The sequence below is a fragment of the Mesorhizobium sp. WSM4821 genome (assembly GCF_055901555.1).
This window is the reverse complement of sequence record NZ_CM148371.1, coordinates 2,122,185-2,142,160: the sequence shown is the minus strand read 5'-3', so window position 1 is coordinate 2,142,160 and position 19,976 is coordinate 2,122,185. Positions and strand designations below refer to the sequence as shown.

The window sequence follows — 19,976 nt, the reverse complement described above, 5'->3', positions numbered from 1 at the left end:
AGAGAGGCGCAAATGAAGCGCATCTATGTGGTGGGCACCGCCGACACCAAAGGCGAGGAACTCGCCTTTCTTGCCGATGCCATCGCCGCCACCGGTGCCGTTGTTGCCCGCGTCGATGTCGGAACGCGTGGCGAGACTATGCCGGTCGACGTCTCGGCCGAAGAGGTCGCCGGTCACCATCCCGACGGCGGCGGTGCCGTTCTGGGCATCGACGATCGCGGCGCCGCGGTGGCGGCAATGGCGGTCGCCTTCACCCGGTTTGTCCAATCGCGCAGCGACATATCGGGCATGATCGGCATCGGCGGCGGCGGCGGCACCTCGATCGTCACATCGGGCATGCGCACGCTGCCGCTTGGCCTGCCCAAGATCATGGTCTCGACGCTCGCCTCGGGCGACACGGCGCCTTATGTCGATGTCTCCGACATCGTCATGATGCCGTCTGTGACCGACATGGCCGGCCTGAACCGGCTGTCCCGCGTCGTGCTGCACAATGCCGCCCAGGCGATATCGGGCATGGCTGCAAAACCGGCGCCGCCGCCCGACGGCAAGCCGTCCATCGGCCTCACCATGTTCGGCGTGACCACGCCATGCGTGACGTCCATCGTCGATGAGCTTCGTTCGGCCTATGACTGCATGGTCTTCCACGCTACCGGCACCGGCGGCCGCACCATGGAGAAGCTGGCCGACAGCGGCCTGCTGGCCGGCATCATCGACATCACGACGACCGAGGTCTGCGACCTCTTGCTCGGCGGCGTGCTGCCGGCGACCGAAGACCGCTTCGGCGCGGTCGCTCGCACCAGGCTGCCTTACGTCGGCTCGGTCGGCGCGCTCGACATGGTGAATTTCTGGGCGCGGCCAACCGTTCCGGAGAAATATCGCGGGCGGCTGTTCTACGAACACAATCCGAACGTGACGCTGATGCGCACAAGCCCTGACGAAAGCCGCAAGATCGGTGAATGGATCGGAGCAAGACTGAACCTCTGCGAGGGGCCGGTCCGGTTCCTCATTCCTGAAAAAGGCGTTTCGGCGCTCGATATCGAAGGCGGCGCCTTCTCCGACCCCGAAGCCGATGCAGCACTCTTCGAGGCCATCGAGCGCACGATCATGCCGAACGACATGCGACGCGTGACGCGCCTGCCGCTGCACATCAACGATCCCGAATTCGCCAAGGCTGCGGTTGCGGCTTTCCTCGACATAGCCAAATAGTGAGAGACGAGACCATGCCCGCCATACCGCGCAAGAAGATCCTGGAAAAATTCCGCAAAATGATTGCCGGCGGCGTACCGATCGTGGGTGGCGGCGCCGGCACCGGCCTGTCGGCCAAGGCCGAGGAGGCTGGTGGCATCGATCTGATCATCATCTACAATTCCGGCCGCTACCGCATGGCCGGACGCGGCTCTGCCGCCGGCCTGCTCGCCTATGGCAACGCCAACGAGATCGTCAAGGAAATGGCCTACGAGGTGCTGCCGGTGGTCAGGAAGACGCCGGTGCTGGCCGGCGTCAACGGCACAGATCCCTTCGTCATCATGCCGCTGCTGCTGGCCGAACTGAAAACGATGGGTTTTTCCGGCGTGCAGAACTTTCCGACCATCGGCCTGTTCGACGGCCAGATGCGGCAGAGCTTCGAGGAAACCGGCATGGGCTTCGGGCTCGAGGTTGACATGATCGCCGAGGCGCACAAGCTCGACCTCCTGACCACGCCCTATGTGTTCAACCCCGACGAGGCGCGCGCCATGACCAACGCTGGCGCCGACATCGTCGTCGCCCATATGGGCGTGACCACCGGCGGCTCGATCGGCGCGACGTCGGCCAAGTCGCTGGACGACTGCGTGACGGAGATCGACGCCATCGCCGCGGCAGCGCGCTCGGTGCGCAAGGATGTCATCCTGCTTTGCCATGGCGGGCCGATCTCGATGCCGGACGATGCCCGCTACATCCTCGAACGCTGCAAGGGCCTGCACGGTTTCTACGGCGCAAGCTCGATGGAACGGCTACCGGCGGAAGCCGCAATCGCCAGGCAGACGGCGGATTTCAAGGCCGTCACGCTGGACCATCGGACCCAAAAGTGGGAGCCGGTTTTGGGAAAATCCGATGCTCGAACAAAAAGACAAAGCGGCGCAATCGCCAAGAAAAAGAAGGGATGAGACGATGACCGACAAGAGCAAGATATTCGTGTATCCGAAGGATGTCAGCGCCTTCGGCTTCGACTGGGGCAGACTGTCGCTGACGGTGGCACCCGAAGTGAATGGTGCTGCGCGCTTTTCCGGTGGCGTCGTCGACCTGCCGTCCGGCAAGGGCCACACGCGCCACAACCATCCCGGCGCGGAAGAGATTATCTTCGTCATATCAGGCCATGGCGAGCAGATGGTCGAGGACGAGAATGGCAATCCGGTCGTCGAGAAGGTTGGGCCGGGCTGCACCATCTACGTCCCGGAAAGTCGCTTCCATTCGACGCTGAACACCGGCGACGGGCCGATGCAGCTTTTCGTCGTCTATTCGCCGGCCGGGCCTGAACTGGTGCTGCGCGACCTGCCGGATTTCAGGCTGCTGCCCGCCGGGCGGGAGTGAGTGATAGCACTTCAGCGCCGGCGAAGCTTTGCCAATCGCGCACTAACCGCGTATGCTGTCATATCGGTCGCCAGTTTGCTTCGGATGCAACCGACAGTAAGAGGGTACGTGCTCTTGCCCGTCAGGGAGAGAGCCATGCCCCAATCCCTTTTTCGCAACCAGATATTGAAATCCCTCTCCTCGGAGGATTTCGCGCTTTTGCAGCCTTTGATGCGCCACGTCGAGCTGGGCATCAAAGCCCGGCTGGAAATCCCATATCAGCCGATCGAGCATGTGTATTTTCCGGAGGCGGGTATCGCTTCGGTGGTCGCCACGCTGCCCGGAGGGCGGCAAAGCGAGGTCGGCATCATCGGCTACGACGGTATGACCGGGGTTGCCGTCATTCTCGGCCAAGACAGGTCTTCCAATGAAACCTATATCCAGGTCGCCGGCAATGGCTGGATTCTGCCGGTTGAAAATCTTCGCTCCGTGATTGCAGAAAGCCCGAGCCTTCGCGCGGCACTGCTGCGCTGCGCCCACGCATTCCTTGTCCAGTCGTCGCGGACGGCACTGGTCAACGGCCATTCGAAAATCGAGGAGCGGCTCGCCCGCTGGTTGCTGATGGTCCACGACCGCGGTGAGGGAAATAAGATTTACCTGACGCATGAATTCCTGGCGACCATGCTTGGCGCTCGGCGTCCCGGCGTTACCACAGCCCTGCAAATGCTTGAATATCGGGGGCTGGTTCACGCCAAACGCGGCGAGATCACGATCGTCGACCGCGCCGGAATGATAAAACTCACACATGGTGCATATGGCGAGGAGGAGCAGCGCTATTTCGGCCTGGCCTCCGCCTGATTGTCCGGAATCAGACATAAGCTTGAAGGCCGCTGCGTGTTGGACGTAAATCATGTTGGTAACGGGTTTCAGGGAGGAAATTCGCGATGACCAACACTTTTCACACCGTCACGGTTGAAAGGGCGGCCGAGGCCTATGTTCTTTCCAGAGGCAAGGCCCGGTTCCTCTCCATCGCACAGGCAATCCGCGCCATCCGAACACTCATGCCGGCTTGCAAGGCCACCGACCACGAGTTGGAGGAGATGCTGGCGGAGGCATGCATCGCTCACGGTGTGCCCGTCGCTTTCGATGTAACAACGGCCAGCGATTCAGAGCAACGGCTCCATTCGTAGGCCGGAAATGCCCGCGCTCGCGCAGACGCCCACCTCATCGGACGTTCGCCAAGCGATCGTCTGCTACCTGATCGACAACATCGGCAGGGCGAGCATTTCGATATCCGAGGTTAGCCAAACCGTGAGGAGAATGTTTCCGCTTTGCGAACTCACGGATTGGGAGCTTTGTGATCTCATTGCGCGGAGCGCCATCGACGCGGAATTTGCGATCGAATTCGACACGGAGCTCTGAAAGGCTTGTCGAGACACCGTTCAGAGTGACGATTGGGTTTTGATAAGGCGCGCTCTAAGCCACCCCGCCCCCATTCCATCCCCGACCCCGATCGCCAAACATGACATAGCCGTTCTCGGTGACCGCCACCGTGTCCTCCAGCTTGATGAAGCCGCGTGTCGGGTGAAGCATGGTCGTCTCGATCGAGAGCACCATGTTCGTCTCCAGCGGCTTTTCGGCATAGGTGCCCTCATAGGTCACCGGGTGGTTGGTCATCAGGAACGGCGCTTCATGCGTGATCAGCCCCATGCCGTGGGCGAAGAAATCGGTATAGGGCGCGACCTTGGATTTCTTCAGCACGCCTTCCGCGTGGGAGATCATGTCGCCGCCAAGCGTGCCCGCACTGACCTTGGAGAAGGCCGCCTGCTGCACCGTCTCGACCTCGGCCAGCAGATCCTCCAGTTCGGCATCCGGCTCGCCGAGAATGCCCATGCGGCAGAGGTCGCCGATATAGCCGTGATAGTTGCCGCCGGAATCGATCGACAACACCTCGCCCTTCTTCCAGGCCTGCGGCGAGGTGGCGCGGTTGTGGCTGGAACCCAGCGTCAGCAGGCAATATTCGAAATGCGCGCCGCGATTGGTTTCCTGGCGCCTGAGCTGCTCGATGATCTCGCTCTTGGTCGTGCCTTCGCGCGCCCAGGCAATGGTCGCCAGCATGGAATCGGTGATCAGCTCGGAGGCAATGCGCAGCTTCTCCAGCTCAGCATCCGTCTTGATCGCCCGCATCCGCTCCAGCATATCAGTCGCATCGACCAGCTTGGCGTCGGGCAACGCCCTGCGGATCAGCGTGTAGGCATCGGACGGCAAAAAGGCCGGTTCGATGCCGATGCGGGCATCGCCCTTGCCGATTTTCGTCAGATGTTCGACTGCATGGTTTGCGGCGTCGAGCGTGCCCCAGCATGCTGCGTGCAATGTCGGCGGCCAGAACGGGTGGTTCTGGTGCTCGCCACCCTCCATGCGATTGCCGATATAGGCGGCGTGGTCCGGCTCGCCCTTCTCGTAGACCACAACAGGCAGATAGCGGCTGTGGCCGATCGCATCCATCGCCGCGAAGAAGATGAACTTGTAGCCGCCAAGCAGATACTGCGTATTGTGCTTGGAGGTGGCGAGCAGCACATCGATGCCGGCCTCCTCCATCAGGCGATCGACCCTGGCGTGATCGAACGGGACGGTGCTGACGGCGTGCTTGCCTGGAGCGACGTTCATCTTTCTCTCTCCCCGAATTCCCTGGCCGGCTTGTCGGGCCGCCTGGCAGTCGATCAAATCTGCACTATTTTACCCAGTCTGGTCCAGCCAGAAATAGGTAGAACGACCGCAGGGGCGTCCTCTGCCGTCGTATCCGGCGGCACCAAACCTGATCTGGTCCTACCAGATAGGCCGCATTGAGCCGATCCCTTTGTAACTGGTCCAGCGGACGGAATTTTCAAAGCCACATGAGGATGCGCCAAATCCGTCTCTGGCGAAACCCTCGGCAAGGCTCATAATCACCGTTGCAAGGATGCCGTCTAGCATCCGAGCGTATCGGCCAACCCGGCCGGGCGACTGAGAGGGGACGGAGTTCGATCATGTCAGAGTTCACGATTTCCCGGCGTACGATGCTTGCCGGTTCGGCATTCCTGCTGGCTTCAACGGCGCTGCCGACCATCGGTCTGGCGCAGGCTCCGAAAAAAGGCGGGCGCCTCGTCGTCGCCGCCGATTCCGAGCCGCGCAACCTCAGTCCGGCGATCGTCGCCTCCAATGGCGTCTTCTTCATTTCGAGCAAGGTCGTCGAGACGCTGGCCGAGGCCTCCTTCGACGGCAAGGACGGGCTCGACCCGCGCCTCGCGCTCAGTTGGGAAGGCGCTGCCGACGGCCTGTCGGTGACATTCAAATTGCGCGAGGGCGTCAAATGGCATGACGGCAAACCCTTCACCTCCGCCGACGTTGCGTTCTCGGCGCTGCAAATCTGGAAGCCGCTGCAGAATCTCGGCCGCACCGTGTTCAAGGATCTGGAGGCGGTCGACACGCCTGACGAACTGACCGCGGTGTTCAAATTCGCCAAGCCGACACCGTTCCAGTTGATCCGCAATGCCTTGCCGGCGCTGAGCAGCGTGGTGCCCAAGCACGTCTACGAGACCGGAAAGATCGAAGAGAACCCGGCCAACAACGCGCCGATCGGCACCGGCCCGTTCAAATTCGCCGAGCACAAACCTGGCGAATATTACCGGCTGGAGAAGAATGCCGACTATTGGGTCAAGGACCAACCTTACCTCGACGAGATCATCTATCAGGTGCTGCCCGACCGCACCTCGGCGGCAAGCGCGCTCGAGGCGGAAGAGATCCAGCTCGCCGCTTTTTCCGCAGTGCCGCTGGCCGACCTCGACCGCATCTCCAAGCTGCCAGGCCTCAAGGTGATCACCAAGGGTTATGAGGGGCTGACCTATCAGCTCGTCGTCGAGATCAACCATCGCCGCAAGGAGCTGGCCGACTTGAAGGTGCGCCAGGCGATCGCTCACGCCATCGACAAGGATTTCGTCGTCAAGACGGTGTTCCTCGGCTACGCCGCCGCAGCCACCGGCCCGGTGCCGAGAAACGACCCGCAATTCTATACGGCCGATGTGCCGACCTATGCCTTCGACGTGGCGAAGGCCAACGCTTTGCTCGACGAAGCCGGTTACAGCAAAGGCGACGACGGCAAACGCTTTTCACTGAAGCTGCTGCCGGCGCCCTATTTCAACGAGACCAAGCAGTTCGGCGACTATCTGCGCCAGGCGCTCGCCGCCATCGGCATCGACGCTCAACTGGTCAACAACGACTCGGCCGCGCACATCAAGGCCGTCTACACCGACCACGCCTTCGACCTGGCGGTCGGGCCGCCGGTGTTCCGCGGCGACCCGGCGATTTCGACCACCATTCTGGTGCAGAGCGGCATTCCGGACGGCGTGCCTTTCTCCAACCAGGGCGGCTACAAGAACGACGAGCTCGACGCCCTCATCGCCAAGGCATCGGAGACGCTCGACACGGCAGCCCGCACCGAACTCTACAAGGAGTTCCAGAAGAGGGTTGCCGAAGACCTGCCGCTGATCAACGTCGCCGAATGGAGCTTCATCAGCGTTATCAGAGACACGGTGGCGAATGTCGCCAACAACCCGCGCTGGGCGGTTTCGAACTGGGCTGACACCTATTTGGCGAGTTGATTTCCAGACTTGCAGATCGACTGCCTGGGTGCTCAGTTTCGACAATGAGAGTTCCTTCGCGCCCCCCTCTGTCCTGCCGGACATCTCCCCCACGAGGGGGGAGATCGGCCGTCATCGCGGCTTTCGCCAATCTCCAACGTTGCAGAACTGAGCGATACGCCAAAACTGCCAATCTCCTCCCTCGTGTGGGAGATGTCCGGCAGGACGGAGGGGGGCGCCGTGGAGCGCGACCTCAAGCGGCCGCCAGCGGTGTCTTTCCCCCATGACCCGCGCCCTCACCCTCCTTCGCCGTCGCCTCATCGGCAGTGTCTTCGTCCTGCTGATCGTCGTCATCGGCACCTTCCTTTTGCTGGAAGCAGCGCCCGGCGATGCGGTCGACGCCTATATCGCCTCGACCGGCGGCGACGCCGGCATGATCGAATTGCTGCGCCAGCGCTGGGATCTCGACCAGTCGGCGCTGACGCGGCTGGCCCACTATCTCTGGGCCCTGCTGCATCTCGACCTCGGCCAGTCCTTGACCTTTTCGCGACCGATCCGCGATGTGATCCTCGAACGCCTGCCCAACACGCTGCTTCTGATGGGCAGCGCCACCGCGCTCTCCTTCGGCCTCGGCTCGACGCTTGGCATCTTTGCCGGCGCCAAGGCCGGCAGCTTCCGCGATCGCTTCCTGTCGATCGGCTCGCTGGCGCTCTATGCCGTGCCGGGCTTCTGGCTCGGGCTGGTGCTGATCATCGTCTTTGCCGTCGACCTGCGCTGGTTTCCGATCGGCGGCATCGAGAGCATCGCCTCGGGCAAGGCCGGCCTCGACCGGGCCGTCGATATCGCCCGCCATCTCGTCCTGCCGGTCTCGGCGCTCGGCTTCATCTACCTCGCGCTCTATCTGCGCATGATGCGCGCTGGAATGGCCGAGGCCTGGCGACAGGATTTTGTCCTCGCCGCGCGCGCCAAGGGACTGTCCCGCCGCCGCATCGTGCTCGCTCACGTCGCCCGCAACGCACTGCTGCCGCTGGTCACCATGCTTGGCCTGCAGTCAGCGCAGATGCTGGGCGGCAGCGTCGTCATCGAAAGTGTCTTTTCCGTGCCCGGCCTTGGCCGGCTGGCGCAGGAAGCGGTGGCCGCGCGCGACACGCCATTGTTGCTCGGCATCATCTTGGTCAGCGCTGTGCTCGTCATCCTGATCAACCTTCTCGTCGACATCGCCTACGCTGTCCTTGATCCGCGCGTCGGCGCCAGCGAGGCCGGCGCGTGAGCCCGCTTCGCCGTTTCCTCCGCACGCCGGAAGCGGTCGCAGGCGCGATCATTCTGGTGGCGCTGTTCGCCATGGCGTTGACAGCGCCGCTGTCCTTTCCCGGCGACCCGCAAGCCATTGCCGGGCCGGCGCTGCTGCCGCCTTTCCAGAATTGGTCGCTGCCGCTCGGCACCGACCGGCTCGGCCGCAACGTAACGGCCGAGCTTTTTCACGCCGCCCGCACCTCGCTGGCGGTTGGGCTGGCTGCGGCTGCCGCGGCCCTTGTCATAGGTGCGGTGGTCGGCACGCTGGCCGGCTTTGCCGGCGGCCTCGTCGACGAAGTGCTGATGCGCGTCACCGACGCCTTCCAGACCGTGCCGGGCTTCCTGCTGGCGCTGGCCTTCGTCAGTGTCGTCGGGCCATCGCTCGGCGTCGTCGTCGCGGCGATCGCACTCGGCGCCTGGACTGGGCCGGCGCGTGTCGCCCGCGCCGAGGTGCTGTCGATCCGCGAGCGCGATTTTGTCGCCGGCGCCCGCGTCATCGGCATGCATCCGCTGGAGATTGCCTTTCGCGAGGTGCTGCCCAACGCATTGCCGCCGGTGCTGGCTTTGTCGTCGGTGATCGTCGCCGCGGCGATCCTTACCGAAGCGGCTCTTTCTTTTCTCGGCCTCGGCGACCCCAATCGCGTGACCTGGGGTGGCATGATCGCGGAAGGCCGCACTGTCTTGCGCACCGCGCCCTTCCTGTCGATCGTTCCGGGCGTCGCACTCGTGCTGACCGTGCTCGGCATCTACCTCGCCGGCGAAGGCATCGTCGAGACGACGGCGGTGAGAAGGAGCCTGTCGTGACGGCGCTGCTTTCGATCCGCGATTTGACGGTGACCTACCGCCGCAACGGAAGCGAGATGGCGGCGCTGAAACATGTCAGACTCGATATCGCCGCCGGCGAACGCCTCGCCATAATCGGCGAGAGCGGTTCGGGCAAGAGCACGCTGGCGCTGGCCATCGCCGGCCTGCTGCCGGCTTCCGCCAGGACCGAAGGCCGCATCGACTGGTTTTTGCCAACCCTGGGTGCCAAGGCACCCCCCTCTGTCCTGCCGGACATCTCCCCCTCAAGGGGGGAGATTGCGCCCTCATCTCTGCCGTCGCCAGCCTCCAAGGTTGCAGGAGGGGAGCCAGCAGCGAAACTGCCAATCTCCCCCCTTGAGGGGGAGATGTCCGGCAGGACAGAGGGGGGCCTCGCGGAACGCAACGCGCAAAAGTCCGCTGCCAAATCCACCCGCCTCCCAACCGGCGGCCGCGATATCGGCTTCATTTTCCAGGATCCCTCGGCCAGCCTCGATCCGGTAATGACGGTCGGCAAGCAGATCGCGGAAGTCGCGCACACCCATCTCGGCATTGGTTGGTCGGCCGCCTATCCCAAGGCAAAAACCCTGCTTGAACGCGTCCGCCTGCCCGACCCGGACGTCGCCATGCGCGCCTATCCGCATCAGCTTTCCGGTGGCCAGAAACAGCGCGTGGCGATCGCCGCAGCGATCGCGGCCCGTCCGAAATTGTTGATCGCCGACGAGGCGACCAGCGCGCTGGACACCATTGTTCAGGCCGAGATCGTCGCACTCATCCGGCAATTGGTGGCCGAGGACGGCATGACGCTGCTGTTCGTCAGCCACGACATCGCGCTGGCCGCTGCCCTTGCCGAACGCATCGCCGTGTTCCGGCATGGCGAACTGGTCGAAATCGGCACGACCGCGCAGGTCATCGATGCCCCGCGCAACGCCTATACAAGAGCGCTGCTCGATGCCCATCTCGGCCTCGATGCCGAGTCGATGCTGTCGCGGGCAAGGCCTGCATGAGCAGTCCGTTGCTGACCATTTCCGAACTGACCAAGCGATATCGTCGCGGCGGCAAGACCATCGCTGTGGTCGACGGCGTTTCCTTTCACATCGAGCCCGGCGAGACGCTGGCGCTGGCCGGACCTTCCGGCAGCGGCAAGTCGACGATCGCACGGCTGGTGCTGCGGCTGATCGAACCCGACGCCGGCCATATCGAATTCGAGGGCGGCGACTTCCTGTCCTTGAACGGGGCCGCCTTGCGCGGGCGGCGTGCACGTCTGCAAATGGTGTTCCAGGACCCACTCGCCGCCTTCAACCCGCGCGCCACCGTGGCGCGCGTGCTTGACGATCCGCTGCGCATCCATGGCATCACATCCCGCCGAGAGCGCCCGCGCCGCATTGCCGCTTTGCTGGAGCGCGTCGGCCTCAGCGCTGATCTCGCCAGCCGTGCTATCCATGAAATCTCCGGCGGCCAGCGCCAGCGCATCGCGATTGCCCGCGCCATCGCGACCAACCCGTCGCTGATCGTGCTCGACGAGGCGGTGTCCGCACTCGACGTGTCGGTGCGTGGGCAGATTCTCAAACTGCTGCTGGACCTGCAGCGCGAGGAACGGATCGCCTATCTGTTCATTTCGCATGATCTTGGCGTTATCAGCGCCATCGCCCATCGTATCGCTATCCTCGACGCCGGGCGGATCGCCGAGACCGGCAATGCTCGTACCGTGATCGACGCGCCGCGATCGGCGATCGGCAAGGCGCTGGTGGCGGCAGCGCCAAAACTGAACAGGACCAGTGTGCGGGATGCCTCGTGACAGACCCGAAACCAGCTGAAAACTGTCGCGCAAGCGATCGATATCTGCTTCGTGGCAAGACTCAGACGCGGCCGATCGTCAGTAGCCCAGCGCGCAACCATCCTTGCGCGGATCGGATGCGCCGGTAAGCGTACCCTTGTCCCAATCGATCAGCACCAGCTGGCCGCCGCCATGCGGGTCGGCCGCGATGGACAGCTGGTGGCCTCGCTCGCGCAGGCCGGCGATCGCATCGGCCGAAACGCCGCGCTCGGCCTCCACCATGTCCTGTCTGTAGAACACCCTCGGCGCATCCAGCGCCTCCTGCGGGTCCATGCCGAAATCGATCATGTTGGTGAGCAGATGGACATGGCCGAAGGGCTGATAACCGCCGCCCATCACGCCGAACGGCATAACCGCCCGGCCCTTGGCTGTCATCATGCCCGGCATGATGGTGTGCATCGGGCGTTTTCCCGGTGCTATGCGGTTTGGGTGATCCGCCGCCAGGCGGAAGCTGCTGCCGCGGTTCTGCAGGACGACCCCGGTCCTGGGGCCAACCACGCCGCTGCCGAACGAACCAAAGGTGGAGTTGATGAAGCTGACCGTATTGCGGTCGCGGTCGACCACGGAGATGTAGACGGTGTCGCTCGGCTGGAGCTCAAGGCGAGGCAGATGCGTCATCGCGCGTGCCGGATCGATCTCGGCGCGAAGCTGGTCCGCATGGGATCTGGACAGCAACTGCTTCACGGGAACATTGACGACATCCTGGTCGCCGATGAAATTGTCGCGGTCCTGGTAGGCAAGCCGCCCCGCTTCGATCTCGAGGTGAAGCCGCTCGGCGCCGTTCGGTTCCAGCGAGCCAAGCGAGAAGCCCGACAGCACATTCAGCATGATCAGTGCCGTCAGCCCCTGGTTGTTCGGCGGCATCTGATGGATGTCGTAGCCTCGGTAGGACGTACTGACCGGCCTGACATAGTCGCCCTTGGTGGCCGCAAAATCCTCGAGCGCATGCAACCCGCCAAGCGTACGCAGACGCGATACGATGTCGTCGGCGACCTCGCCTTCATAGAAGCCGGAGCGGCCACGGCGCGAGACAATGCGTAAGGTGTCGGCCAGTTGCGGCTGCCGGTGCAGTTCTCCGGCCAGCGGCGCCCTTCCATCCGGCAGGAAGATCCGCGCGGCATGTTCGTCGGCGGCAAGCAAGGCAGCGCTTTCGGCCCAGTCGAAGGCCACGCGGTCCTGGATGACGTAGCCCTGCTCGGCGTAGCGAATCGCGGGCGCGAGCGCGGCGTCGATGCCCTTTCTGCCGTGATCCTCGAGCAGCCGGCACCAGGCGTCGATGGCGCCCGGCACGGTGACCGCGTGCGGCCCGGATTCGGGCAGCGCGTCATGCCCTCTTTCCAGGTACCATTCAGGGGTCGCCGCGGCGGGTGCGCGGCCCGAGCCGTTGAAAGCGACGACCTCGCCTTGGCCGTCGGGACAGTAGAGGACGAAACAGTCGCCGCCGATACCGGTCGACTGCGGTTCGACGACCGCCTGTACCGCAGCCGCGCACACGGCCGCGTCCATCGCATTGCCGCCGGACCGCAGCATCTCCATCGCCGCCAATGTGGCCAACGGGTGCGATGTCGCGGCCATCGCTTCCGTCGCACGAACCGGCGATCGTCCGGGGAGTTGAAAATCACGCATGCAGGATCAATAGCCTCTGATGAATCGGATGTGAACTGGCGACGGCCGCCAAAGAGCTGTGCCAGCGGGCAGCATGACCGACAGCGCGATCACGGTGGCGGCGCGCAACCCCTTGTAAATTTCCTGCCTCAATCAGCAAATTTGAAACGATCCGTGGTGTAATCGGGGTACGCGTCCAGACTGTCGAAAAGGCCGCCCAGGTCGGGCGTATCCGCCAATATTCCGGACAAGACCAACGCCGTCGCCACGCCGGCACCAATTCCACCGGCGATATCGTGTTCGACGCTGTCGCCGACACAGACCACGGTGCTGCGGTCCGGATAGCCCGCCAGCGCCAGCGCGGCGTCGAAGATCGGCGCGTAGGGCTTGCCGATGCGGGTGACGCTGCCACCGAGGCTTTCGTAGAGATCCGCTAATCGGCCGGCGCCAAAGCGGGGTCCCACCGCCGTCAGCATGATCTTGTCGGGGTTGGTGCAGAAGCACGGCACCTGCCGCATCGCTGCCGGTGCAAAAAGTCTGTGATAGTGGTCGATGTCGTAGCGATCGCCCTCGCTGGCGGCGATCAGCACCAGCTCGGCATCGTCGCCGTCGCCGGTCAACGCGAAAGGCAGACCTTCAATCGCCGAGCGGTCGCCTTCGCGGCTGATCAGCAGGCACTTAGTGTTTAGGCGCAGCCTTCCGGATGTCGCCATTTCGTGAAAGGACCGCCACGCGATCTCGCCGGAAGTGACAAATTGATCCCAGCTTCCCGGTTCGAAGCCGAGCTTCAGCAAGCGGGTCTCGTTGGGCCGCGCCCGCCTCCCGGAGTTCGAGACCAGCACGACGGTCTTGCCCGAACGCTTCAGCGCCGACAATGCCTCCACGGCACCCGGATAAGGGCTCGTACCGTCATGCAGCACGCCGAACTGGTCGAGCAGAAACACCTGATAACGCTCGACCAGCGCTTCGATGCCGTCGAGATGTTCAACTGTTTTCGTGCTCACAGAAGCCCCGCTTCGATTGCGCCCATCAGCGCCAGTCGCGCGGTGCCGGCGGCTGCCTCGTCCGAAAGCGCCGGCAGAAAACCGACGCCCAGCTTGCGCTGCCGGATCGCCGTCCAGGCGGGATTTGCAGCACCGCCGCCGACACTTCTGACCGAGATCAGCCGAGGCGCGCCGAGTTCGGCAAGCCGGCGATAGCCGAGCGCCTCGATCCCGGCAATGCCCTCCAGCATCGCTTTCAGATAGTCGGCGTCGTCCGCCGGCCGCGGCGTCAGACGTGGCTGCATAACAGGATCGGCCACTGGGAAGCGTTCGCCGATCGCGGGAAGCGGATAATAGTCGAGGCCGGTTTCGGTCATGGGGTCGATCGCCGCAGTCAGCTCGATGATGCGCGCAAGCGAGAAATGCTGCGCCAGCACCTTGCCGCCCGAATTCGATGCACCACCCGCCAGATAGGCATCTCCCAACCGGTGACTATATATGCCGAACTGCGGTGCCGAGATCGGCCGGTCGGAGAGTATCTTGATGGTCAGCGACGACCCCAGCGCGGTGACGCCGTCGCCGACTGCCGTAGCACCCGTCGCTAGGAATGACGCGCAGCCATCGGTCGTGCCGGCGACCACGGCCACGTCGCATGCCAGGCCGAACAGGTCCGCGGCGCTCGCGGTGAGCGTGCCGGCCACATCGCCCGGCTTGACGACACCCGGCAGGAATTCCATGCGCATGCCGGTCGCCGCGATCCAGTCCGGCCAGCGTCGAGCCTCGACGTCGTAGCCGGTTTTCAGAGCATTGTTCTCGTCGCTGGTGTCGAAGCGGCCGGAGAACTGCCCCGCGATCCAGTCGGCCTGGTGCAGCACAGCGGCGACGCCGGGCAAGCGCTGGAACCACAGCGCCTTGGCGAGACCGGACGTCGCCCCACGTGCTGCGCTCGCTGCCGGCGCCTCGCGCGCGACCGCGGCCAGAATGGCGTCGTCGTCGACCTTGTCGTTATACATCAGTGGCTCGGCCAGCGGCCGCCCGGTGTCGTCGACCGGCAGCAGCGTGCCCGAAGTGCCGTCGACGGCGATCGAGCGGACCGCCGCGCGATCGATACCTGCAAGCAACTCCGCCAGCGCCGCGCCGACCGCTGACCACCACACCGAGGGGTCGCGAGCGTCCTGGCCAAATCTGTCGAGTGGAACGGCAGAACGCGCGGCAATCGAAAAGTCCGGCCGCATGGCGACGGCGCGCGCACCTGACGTGCCGATGTCGATGCCGATCGACAGGGGGCCTATCGAAAGAGGGGCGATCGAAAGCGGGCTGGTTGAAAGCGCCATGTCAGCTGCCGGCTGCATTGAGTTTCTGGCGATACTGCTCGGCGTCCCAGTTGATCAGTTCGTCATTCTCGGCGGCGGTCAGATAGTTCAGCTTCGCCGCGACGTCGACCCGTGCCGTCACGTCGGCAAGGCAGCGTTGCATGGCGTCGGCGCCGGCACTGGCGTCGCCACGCATCAGCACGCCAACGCCGGGAAACAGGGTTGCCACGGGTGCCGCGCCGCACCGTTCGGTGACACGCTTCACGTCCTCACCGGGTCTCGCCACGACCGAACCCGGGCCGAGAAAGATGACGTGATCAGGATAGAGGCTGCCCCCAGACGCCATCCGGCAGCTTTCGGGATCGATCGCGACCGCATGCGCCTCGACATCCGCCGGCAACCTGTAATCGGTGCGCCCGACGAGCGCCGTCAATGCGGCAACGTCGGCCTCCGCCACCTTGCGCGGCGGCCGCGCCAGAAGTCCTGTGACGCGACGCAGCAACGCCTCGGCGCCGGCGACGGTCCCGGCTGCGACGACCAGCCCATGATTGGCAAGGATCAGGACGTCGACCCCTGGCCGAAGGCGCTCGGCAATGCCCTGGGCAAGCGGCAGGCCCGGCCGGCGATAAGGAACATACGCCCATTCGAGGCCATCCAGGCGCTTGGCGACCTGCGCCTCGCAGTCGGCCTGCACGGCAAGCGAAATGGTGTCGACGCAATGGACATGCAGGACCACGCGCTGCGGCATCAGGGCGTGAACCGTGGTCTCGATCGAGGGCCGCAGCCTGCTTGTGTTGAGCGCCTCGATGGCGAAACCCTGTGGCTGGTCGGCGGCCGGGTCGCGCTGTTCGACAGCCCTGAGCAGCGGGGGGATCGCCACCGGAACCATGATGTCCTGCGCGAGCGCATCCATCAACCAGGTGCCGGAAGCCTTGATCCAGAGCGTGTCGCCGGCCTTCAGCGAAGTGTTGCCGCCGGCGGCCTGGGTCAAATGCGGGTCGCGCCCGATGCTGGCCGAAAGCGACCGCAAAGCAGCCAGTTCCTGCGCATCCGCATAGGTTGCCATCGAAATTCCTCCACAAACCGGCCGCGTGGTCACGGCTTTGGATGTCCCGTTGCCGGGATTAAGGTTGACGCTGGTATCGCAGATACGAGTAAGTTACGTCAATAGTGATCTTATCCCGTCAAATCGAGCTTGCAATCCGATCCGTGTTGAGTAAGTTGCACCAATTGCTGCGGCAAATGGCATTTCGGGAGGGTATCCGTTGAGCGACTCCGGCCGCCAGCGTCAGATCGTCGAGTTGTTGCGGGATCGCCCCTTCGCGTCGGTGCGCGAGCTGCAGGAGCGGCTCGGCGTGTCGGCCGCAACGGTGCGTCGCGACATCGACAAGATCGATGAGGCCGGCGAAGCGCGGAAGGTCTATGGCGGTATCTCGGCGCTCGATGGCGCTTCGCAGGCGGGTGTCGCTTATGCCAGGCCCTATGACGAGAACCGCGATCTCGCAGTCGAGGCCAAACGGCAGATCGCCACACTCGCCGCAACCATGGTGCGCGATGGCGACGCCGTCATAGTGCATGGCGGTTCGACCTGCTTCCATCTCGGCGCCAAGCTCGCCGACCGCAACATCCGTCTCTATACCAACTCGATGCCGCTCGTGGCCTATTTGAGCGACCACGGCCATTGCAGCCTGACCGTTGCCGGCGGCGAGCTTCATCGCGAGCCCGGCATCATCCATTCGCTCACTCAGGTCGTGCCCTTCTACGCGTCGAAGTTCTTTCTCGGCGCGCAAGGCATCGGCCAGGAAGGCGTGCTGGAATCGCATCCGCTGCTGGTCCGCTCCATCGTTGAACTCAGCCGATGCGCCGACCAGATCGTGGTGCTGGCAGACAGCCGGAAACTATCGATCCACGCGCGCAACGTGGCGCTGCCACTGTCGCGCATCGGCACGCTGGTCACCGACGACGGCCTGTCCGATGCCGACGCACGCATGCTGGAAGACGCCGGCGTCATGGTGCGGATCGCCACTGCCTCGGGAGGCATCCAGTGAAGGTGGCCGTCCTTGACTTCGGCAAGACCAACTCGAAGCTGTTCGTCTTCGGTCAGGACGGCCAGATTCTCGACGAGCGCCGGACCCAGCCGAACTGGACGCGCAAAGGCGGCTTCAGCGTGCTCGACGAGACGGCGCTTCACGACTGGGCGGCTCGCGCCGTCGGCGAGGCGGTCGACATTCATGGCATGGAGGGGCTGATGGTTTCGGGCCATGGCTGCACCTTCGCCTTGGTGGACAATGCGGCGCTGACGCATCCTATCCTCGACTATGAGCAAGAACCGCCGGCTGGGATTGCCGCGCGGATCGATCGCCGCATTCCGGATTTTGCCGAGACCTTCTCGCCGCGTCTGCCGCTCGGCTTCAATTACGGTCGCCACATGCTGTGGCTGAAGGCGGTGCAACCCGGTGCTTTCGCCGCGGCGAAATCGATCCTCGGCTATCCGCAATACTGGAGCTGGCGATTTGGTGGCCGAGCGGTGTCGGAAGTGTCCTATCTCGGTTGTCACTCGCATCTGTGGGCGCCGCGCAAACGTGATTTCAGTTCACTGGTCGACGCCGAGGGCTGGCGCGGCCAGATGCCCGCCTTCGAGCGTGCCGGCGCCGTCATCGGCGAGCAGCGCTTCGGCGAGTCGGCACAGCCGATCGCCATCCACAACGGCGTCCATGACAGCAATGCCGCGCTCCATGCCTATCGCCGGCAGGAGCTTGGCCCGGTTACCGTCGTCTCGACCGGAACCTGGGTCGTCGTGCTCAATCCGGACTGCCCACTCGACGCGCTCGATCGCGATCGCGACATGCTGGTCAATGTCGATGTCGATGGCGGCCCGGTGCCGACCATCCGCTTCATGGGCGGCCGCGAATTCGCGACGATCAGCGCCGGCTGGCAGGGCGCAATCGACCGTTCCACGGTACAGCAGGTGATCAACACCGGCATCATGGCGCTGCCCAGCTTCGCGCCGGGCGGGCCAATGCCTGGCCATCCCGGCGAATTGATCGGGCACACACCCAACGCGGAGGAGCGCGCGGCCGTGGCGCTGCTCTATGTCGCGCTGATGGTCGACCTGTGTCTCGACCTGATCCATTCGAACAACACCGTAATCGTCGATGGCGGGCTGAACAGCGGCGGCCTGCTCGCCAGCCTGCTGGCTGAGCTGCGTCCCGGCCAGGCCTTCATGCAGGGCGCCACGCTGGAGGGCAGCGCCACCGGAGCGGCCGCCCTTGCCTTCGAGAGCGTCGGACGCGAATTTGCCGCCGAGGCGCCGGAACCGGTGCATGCATCGAGCTTCACCGGGCTTGCCGGCTATCGCGACAGCTGGCGCGGCCTCGCCGCCGACCGAGGCGTCATTGGTGCAGCAGCGGGAGGCGCACGATGACCGCCGCTGCCCGGATCGAGACGGCGCGCCTGCCGGTGCTGGAGATGCGGCACATCTCCAAGACGTTCGGCCCGATCCGCGCCTTGCAGGATGTATCGCTGACCGTCCACGCCGGCGAACTGCACGCGCTGATGGGTGAAAACGGCGCCGGCAAGTCGACGCTGATGAAGGTGCTGTCCGGCGCCTATCGGCCTGATACCGGCGGCGAGATCCTGATCGACGGCATGCCGGCCGCGACCGGCGACCCGATCAAGGCGCGCGCCAACGGCATCGCCGTCATCTATCAGGAGCTGTCGCTGGCGCCCAACCTGACGGTTGCGCAAAACATCTTCCTCGGCAACGAGCCGAGACGGTTCGGCATCGTCGACCGCGACCAGTGCAACCGGCGCGCCAAGGAAATCATCGCGCGGCTCGGCGTCTCCTTCTCCGCGCGTGCCTCCGTCTCCAGCCTGTCGCTCGGCGAGCGCCAACTGGTCGAGATCGCTCGCGCGCTGTCGACCAGCGCGCGCATCATCGTCATGGACGAGCCGACCACCTCGCTGACGTCGCGCGAGACCGACCGGCTGTTCGAGGTCATCGCGACGCTGAAGTCGCAAGGCATCGCCATCATCTACATTAGCCACCGCATGGAAGAGGTCTACCAGCTTGCCGATCGCGTCAGCGTGCTGCGCGACAGCGGCTATGTCGGCACGCTCGAACGCGGCGACCTGAACGCCTCGCGCCTCGTCTCGATGATGGTCGGCCGTGACCTGTCCGCCTTCTACAAGAAGGATCACCGCCCGCCGGACGAAAAGCGCGCTGTCGCCTTATCGGTGCGCGGCATGTCGGACGGCAATCTTCTGAAGGACTGCTCCTTCGATCTGCATAAGGGCGAAGTCTTGGCGCTGGCGGGCCTGGTCGGCTCGGGCCGTACCGAACTCGCGCGGCTGATCTTCGGCGCCGACAGGCACACATCAGGCACGCTGGAACTCGACGGCAAGCCGATAACCATCGGCTCGCCGCGCGAGGCGCTGGATGCCGGTATCGCCTACCTCACCGAGGACCGCAAGGAACTCGGCCTGTTCCTCGACATGTCGATTTCCGACAATATCAGCATGGGCGTGCTCGCACGGGACGCGGGGGCCGGCGGCTTACGCGACTTCGCCACGGCAGAAAGGCGCGCTTCCAAGGCGGTTTCCGACCTCTCCATCCGCACCAGGTCGGTACAGGCCAATGCCGGCTCGCTCTCGGGCGGCAACCAGCAGAAGGTGCTGCTCGCCCGCCTGCTCGAAACCGAGCCGCGGGTCCTCATCCTCGACGAACCGACCCGCGGCGTCGATGTCGGGGCGAAGTCGGAAATCTACCGGCTCATCGACGATCTCGCCAAGAAGGGCATCGCCATCCTGATGATCTCCAGCGAGTTGCCGGAGGTGATCGGCGTCGCCGACCGCGTGCTGGTGATGCGCGACGGCGCCATATCAGGCGAGGTGACGGCATCCGGAGGCCAGCCGCTCAGCCAGGAAGCAATCATGGAACTTGCAACGGGAGCGGCCAAGGGATGACCGACAAGGTGACCGA

The 19,976-nt window shown here is 64.4% G+C and carries 19 protein-coding genes; 14 read left to right on the top strand and 5 right to left on the bottom strand.

Annotated features, from left to right (window positions below; translation table 11 throughout):
* The first annotated feature begins 12 nt into the window (after positions 1-12).
* The 6 genes from AC0NID_RS10300 (at position 13) to AC0NID_RS10275 (ending at position 3,969) form a co-directional block, all read left to right on the top strand.
* Positions 13-1,206 (top strand): Tm-1-like ATP-binding domain-containing protein, encoded by a 1,194-nt coding sequence (locus tag AC0NID_RS10300; protein ID WP_473455457.1) that lies wholly within the window; start codon positions 13-15, stop codon positions 1,204-1,206.
* Positions 1,207-1,220: 14 nt separating this feature from the next.
* On the top strand, positions 1,221-2,144 hold the full coding sequence (locus tag AC0NID_RS10295) for a phosphoenolpyruvate hydrolase family protein (protein WP_473455459.1): 924 nt from the start codon (positions 1,221-1,223) through the stop codon (positions 2,142-2,144).
* A gap of 4 nt (positions 2,145-2,148) precedes the next feature.
* Positions 2,149-2,568, top strand: coding sequence for a cupin domain-containing protein (locus AC0NID_RS10290; protein WP_473455460.1), 420 nt, complete (start codon positions 2,149-2,151; stop codon positions 2,566-2,568).
* Positions 2,569-3,405, top strand: a complete 837-nt coding sequence (locus AC0NID_RS10285) for a Crp/Fnr family transcriptional regulator (protein WP_473455461.1) — start codon at positions 2,569-2,571, stop codon at positions 3,403-3,405.
* An 86-nt stretch (positions 3,406-3,491) separates the two neighbouring features.
* The gene (locus AC0NID_RS10280; RefSeq protein ID WP_473455462.1) at positions 3,492-3,737 is read left to right on the top strand and encodes a hypothetical protein; all 246 of its coding nucleotides are present in this window, start codon (positions 3,492-3,494) and stop codon (positions 3,735-3,737) included.
* Positions 3,738-3,744: 7 nt separating this feature from the next.
* Positions 3,745-3,969: a hypothetical protein gene (locus AC0NID_RS10275; protein WP_473455463.1), complete on the top strand. Its 225-nt coding sequence runs from the start codon at positions 3,745-3,747 to the stop codon at positions 3,967-3,969.
* A gap of 54 nt (positions 3,970-4,023) precedes the next feature.
* Here AC0NID_RS10275 and AC0NID_RS10270 read toward each other — a convergent pair whose 3' ends face one another.
* On the bottom strand, positions 4,024-5,214 hold the full coding sequence (locus AC0NID_RS10270; protein WP_473455464.1) for a M24 family metallopeptidase: 1,191 nt from the start codon (positions 5,212-5,214) through the stop codon (positions 4,024-4,026).
* A 359-nt stretch (positions 5,215-5,573) separates the two neighbouring features.
* On the opposite strand from AC0NID_RS10270, the gene AC0NID_RS10265 reads away from it, so the two are divergent.
* The 5 genes from AC0NID_RS10265 (at position 5,574) to AC0NID_RS10245 (ending at position 11,055) form a co-directional block, all read left to right on the top strand.
* The gene (locus tag AC0NID_RS10265; protein WP_473455466.1) at positions 5,574-7,184 is read left to right on the top strand and encodes an ABC transporter substrate-binding protein; all 1,611 of its coding nucleotides are present in this window, start codon (positions 5,574-5,576) and stop codon (positions 7,182-7,184) included.
* A gap of 262 nt (positions 7,185-7,446) precedes the next feature.
* Positions 7,447-8,433: an ABC transporter permease gene (locus AC0NID_RS10260; RefSeq protein WP_473455467.1), complete on the top strand. Its 987-nt coding sequence runs from the start codon at positions 7,447-7,449 to the stop codon at positions 8,431-8,433.
* The gene (locus tag AC0NID_RS10255; RefSeq protein WP_473455468.1) at positions 8,430-9,260 is read left to right on the top strand and encodes an ABC transporter permease; all 831 of its coding nucleotides are present in this window, start codon (positions 8,430-8,432) and stop codon (positions 9,258-9,260) included. Before AC0NID_RS10260 ends, AC0NID_RS10255 begins: the two co-directional genes overlap by 4 nt.
* The gene (locus tag AC0NID_RS10250) at positions 9,257-10,264 is read left to right on the top strand and encodes an ABC transporter ATP-binding protein (protein ID WP_473455469.1); all 1,008 of its coding nucleotides are present in this window, start codon (positions 9,257-9,259) and stop codon (positions 10,262-10,264) included. The genes AC0NID_RS10255 and AC0NID_RS10250 overlap by 4 nt, the downstream gene beginning before the upstream one ends.
* Positions 10,261-11,055: an ATP-binding cassette domain-containing protein gene (locus AC0NID_RS10245; RefSeq protein ID WP_473455470.1), complete on the top strand. Its 795-nt coding sequence runs from the start codon at positions 10,261-10,263 to the stop codon at positions 11,053-11,055. Before AC0NID_RS10250 ends, AC0NID_RS10245 begins: the two co-directional genes overlap by 4 nt.
* 78 nt (positions 11,056-11,133) lie before the next feature.
* On the opposite strand, the gene ggt is transcribed toward AC0NID_RS10245, so the two are convergent.
* The 4 genes from ggt to AC0NID_RS10225 all read right to left on the bottom strand — a co-directional run bounded on the left by ggt (position 11,134) and on the right by AC0NID_RS10225 (position 16,061).
* Positions 11,134-12,720 (bottom strand): gamma-glutamyltransferase, encoded by a 1,587-nt coding sequence (gene ggt, locus AC0NID_RS10240; RefSeq protein WP_473455471.1) that lies wholly within the window; start codon positions 12,718-12,720, stop codon positions 11,134-11,136.
* A 128-nt stretch (positions 12,721-12,848) separates the two neighbouring features.
* On the bottom strand, positions 12,849-13,703 hold the full coding sequence (locus AC0NID_RS10235; protein WP_473455473.1) for a TIGR01459 family HAD-type hydrolase: 855 nt from the start codon (positions 13,701-13,703) through the stop codon (positions 12,849-12,851).
* Positions 13,700-15,016 (bottom strand): FGGY-family carbohydrate kinase, encoded by a 1,317-nt coding sequence (locus AC0NID_RS10230; protein ID WP_473455474.1) that lies wholly within the window; start codon positions 15,014-15,016, stop codon positions 13,700-13,702. Before AC0NID_RS10230 ends, AC0NID_RS10235 begins: the two co-directional genes overlap by 4 nt.
* 1 nt (position 15,017) lies before the next feature.
* The gene (locus AC0NID_RS10225) at positions 15,018-16,061 is read right to left on the bottom strand and encodes a class II aldolase/adducin family protein (RefSeq protein ID WP_473455475.1); all 1,044 of its coding nucleotides are present in this window, start codon (positions 16,059-16,061) and stop codon (positions 15,018-15,020) included.
* A 199-nt stretch (positions 16,062-16,260) separates the two neighbouring features.
* On the opposite strand from AC0NID_RS10225, the gene AC0NID_RS10220 reads away from it, so the two are divergent.
* Genes AC0NID_RS10220 through AC0NID_RS10210 form a run of 3 tightly spaced genes read left to right on the top strand, consistent with a single transcriptional unit; the run spans position 16,261 to position 19,960 of the window.
* Positions 16,261-17,043, top strand: a complete 783-nt coding sequence (locus AC0NID_RS10220; RefSeq protein WP_473455476.1) for a DeoR/GlpR family DNA-binding transcription regulator — start codon at positions 16,261-16,263, stop codon at positions 17,041-17,043.
* Positions 17,040-18,419 carry an FGGY-family carbohydrate kinase gene (locus AC0NID_RS10215; protein ID WP_473455477.1) on the top strand — a complete coding sequence of 460 codons (1,380 nt, stop codon included), beginning with the start codon at positions 17,040-17,042 and terminating at the stop codon, positions 18,417-18,419. Before AC0NID_RS10220 ends, AC0NID_RS10215 begins: the two co-directional genes overlap by 4 nt.
* Complete coding sequence (locus AC0NID_RS10210; protein WP_473455479.1) at positions 18,416-19,960, top strand: sugar ABC transporter ATP-binding protein; 1,545 nt, start codon at positions 18,416-18,418, stop codon at positions 19,958-19,960. The genes AC0NID_RS10215 and AC0NID_RS10210 overlap by 4 nt, the downstream gene beginning before the upstream one ends.
* Positions 19,961-19,976 lie beyond the last annotated feature (16 nt).

Coding starts and splice junctions, on each gene's coding strand:
- AC0NID_RS10300 (WP_473455457.1), top strand. CDS start 13: ATGAAGCGCATCTATGTGGTGGGCACCGCCGACACCAAAGGCGAGGAA.
- AC0NID_RS10290 (WP_473455460.1), top strand. CDS start 2,149: ATGACCGACAAGAGCAAGATATTCGTGTATCCGAAGGATGTCAGCGCC.
- AC0NID_RS10280 (WP_473455462.1), top strand. CDS start 3,492: ATGACCAACACTTTTCACACCGTCACGGTTGAAAGGGCGGCCGAGGCC.
- AC0NID_RS10275 (WP_473455463.1), top strand. CDS start 3,745: ATGCCCGCGCTCGCGCAGACGCCCACCTCATCGGACGTTCGCCAAGCG.
- AC0NID_RS10265 (WP_473455466.1), top strand. CDS start 5,574: ATGTCAGAGTTCACGATTTCCCGGCGTACGATGCTTGCCGGTTCGGCA.
- AC0NID_RS10225 (WP_473455475.1), bottom strand. CDS start 16,061: ATGGCAACCTATGCGGATGCGCAGGAACTGGCTGCTTTGCGGTCGCTT.
- AC0NID_RS10270 (WP_473455464.1), bottom strand. CDS start 5,214: ATGAACGTCGCTCCAGGCAAGCACGCCGTCAGCACCGTCCCGTTCGAT.
- AC0NID_RS10210 (WP_473455479.1), top strand. CDS start 18,416: ATGACCGCCGCTGCCCGGATCGAGACGGCGCGCCTGCCGGTGCTGGAG.
- AC0NID_RS10260 (WP_473455467.1), top strand. CDS start 7,447: ATGACCCGCGCCCTCACCCTCCTTCGCCGTCGCCTCATCGGCAGTGTC.
- AC0NID_RS10245 (WP_473455470.1), top strand. CDS start 10,261: ATGAGCAGTCCGTTGCTGACCATTTCCGAACTGACCAAGCGATATCGT.
- AC0NID_RS10230 (WP_473455474.1), bottom strand. CDS start 15,016: ATGGCGCTTTCAACCAGCCCGCTTTCGATCGCCCCTCTTTCGATAGGC.
- ggt (WP_473455471.1), bottom strand. CDS start 12,720: ATGCGTGATTTTCAACTCCCCGGACGATCGCCGGTTCGTGCGACGGAA.
- AC0NID_RS10295 (WP_473455459.1), top strand. CDS start 1,221: ATGCCCGCCATACCGCGCAAGAAGATCCTGGAAAAATTCCGCAAAATG.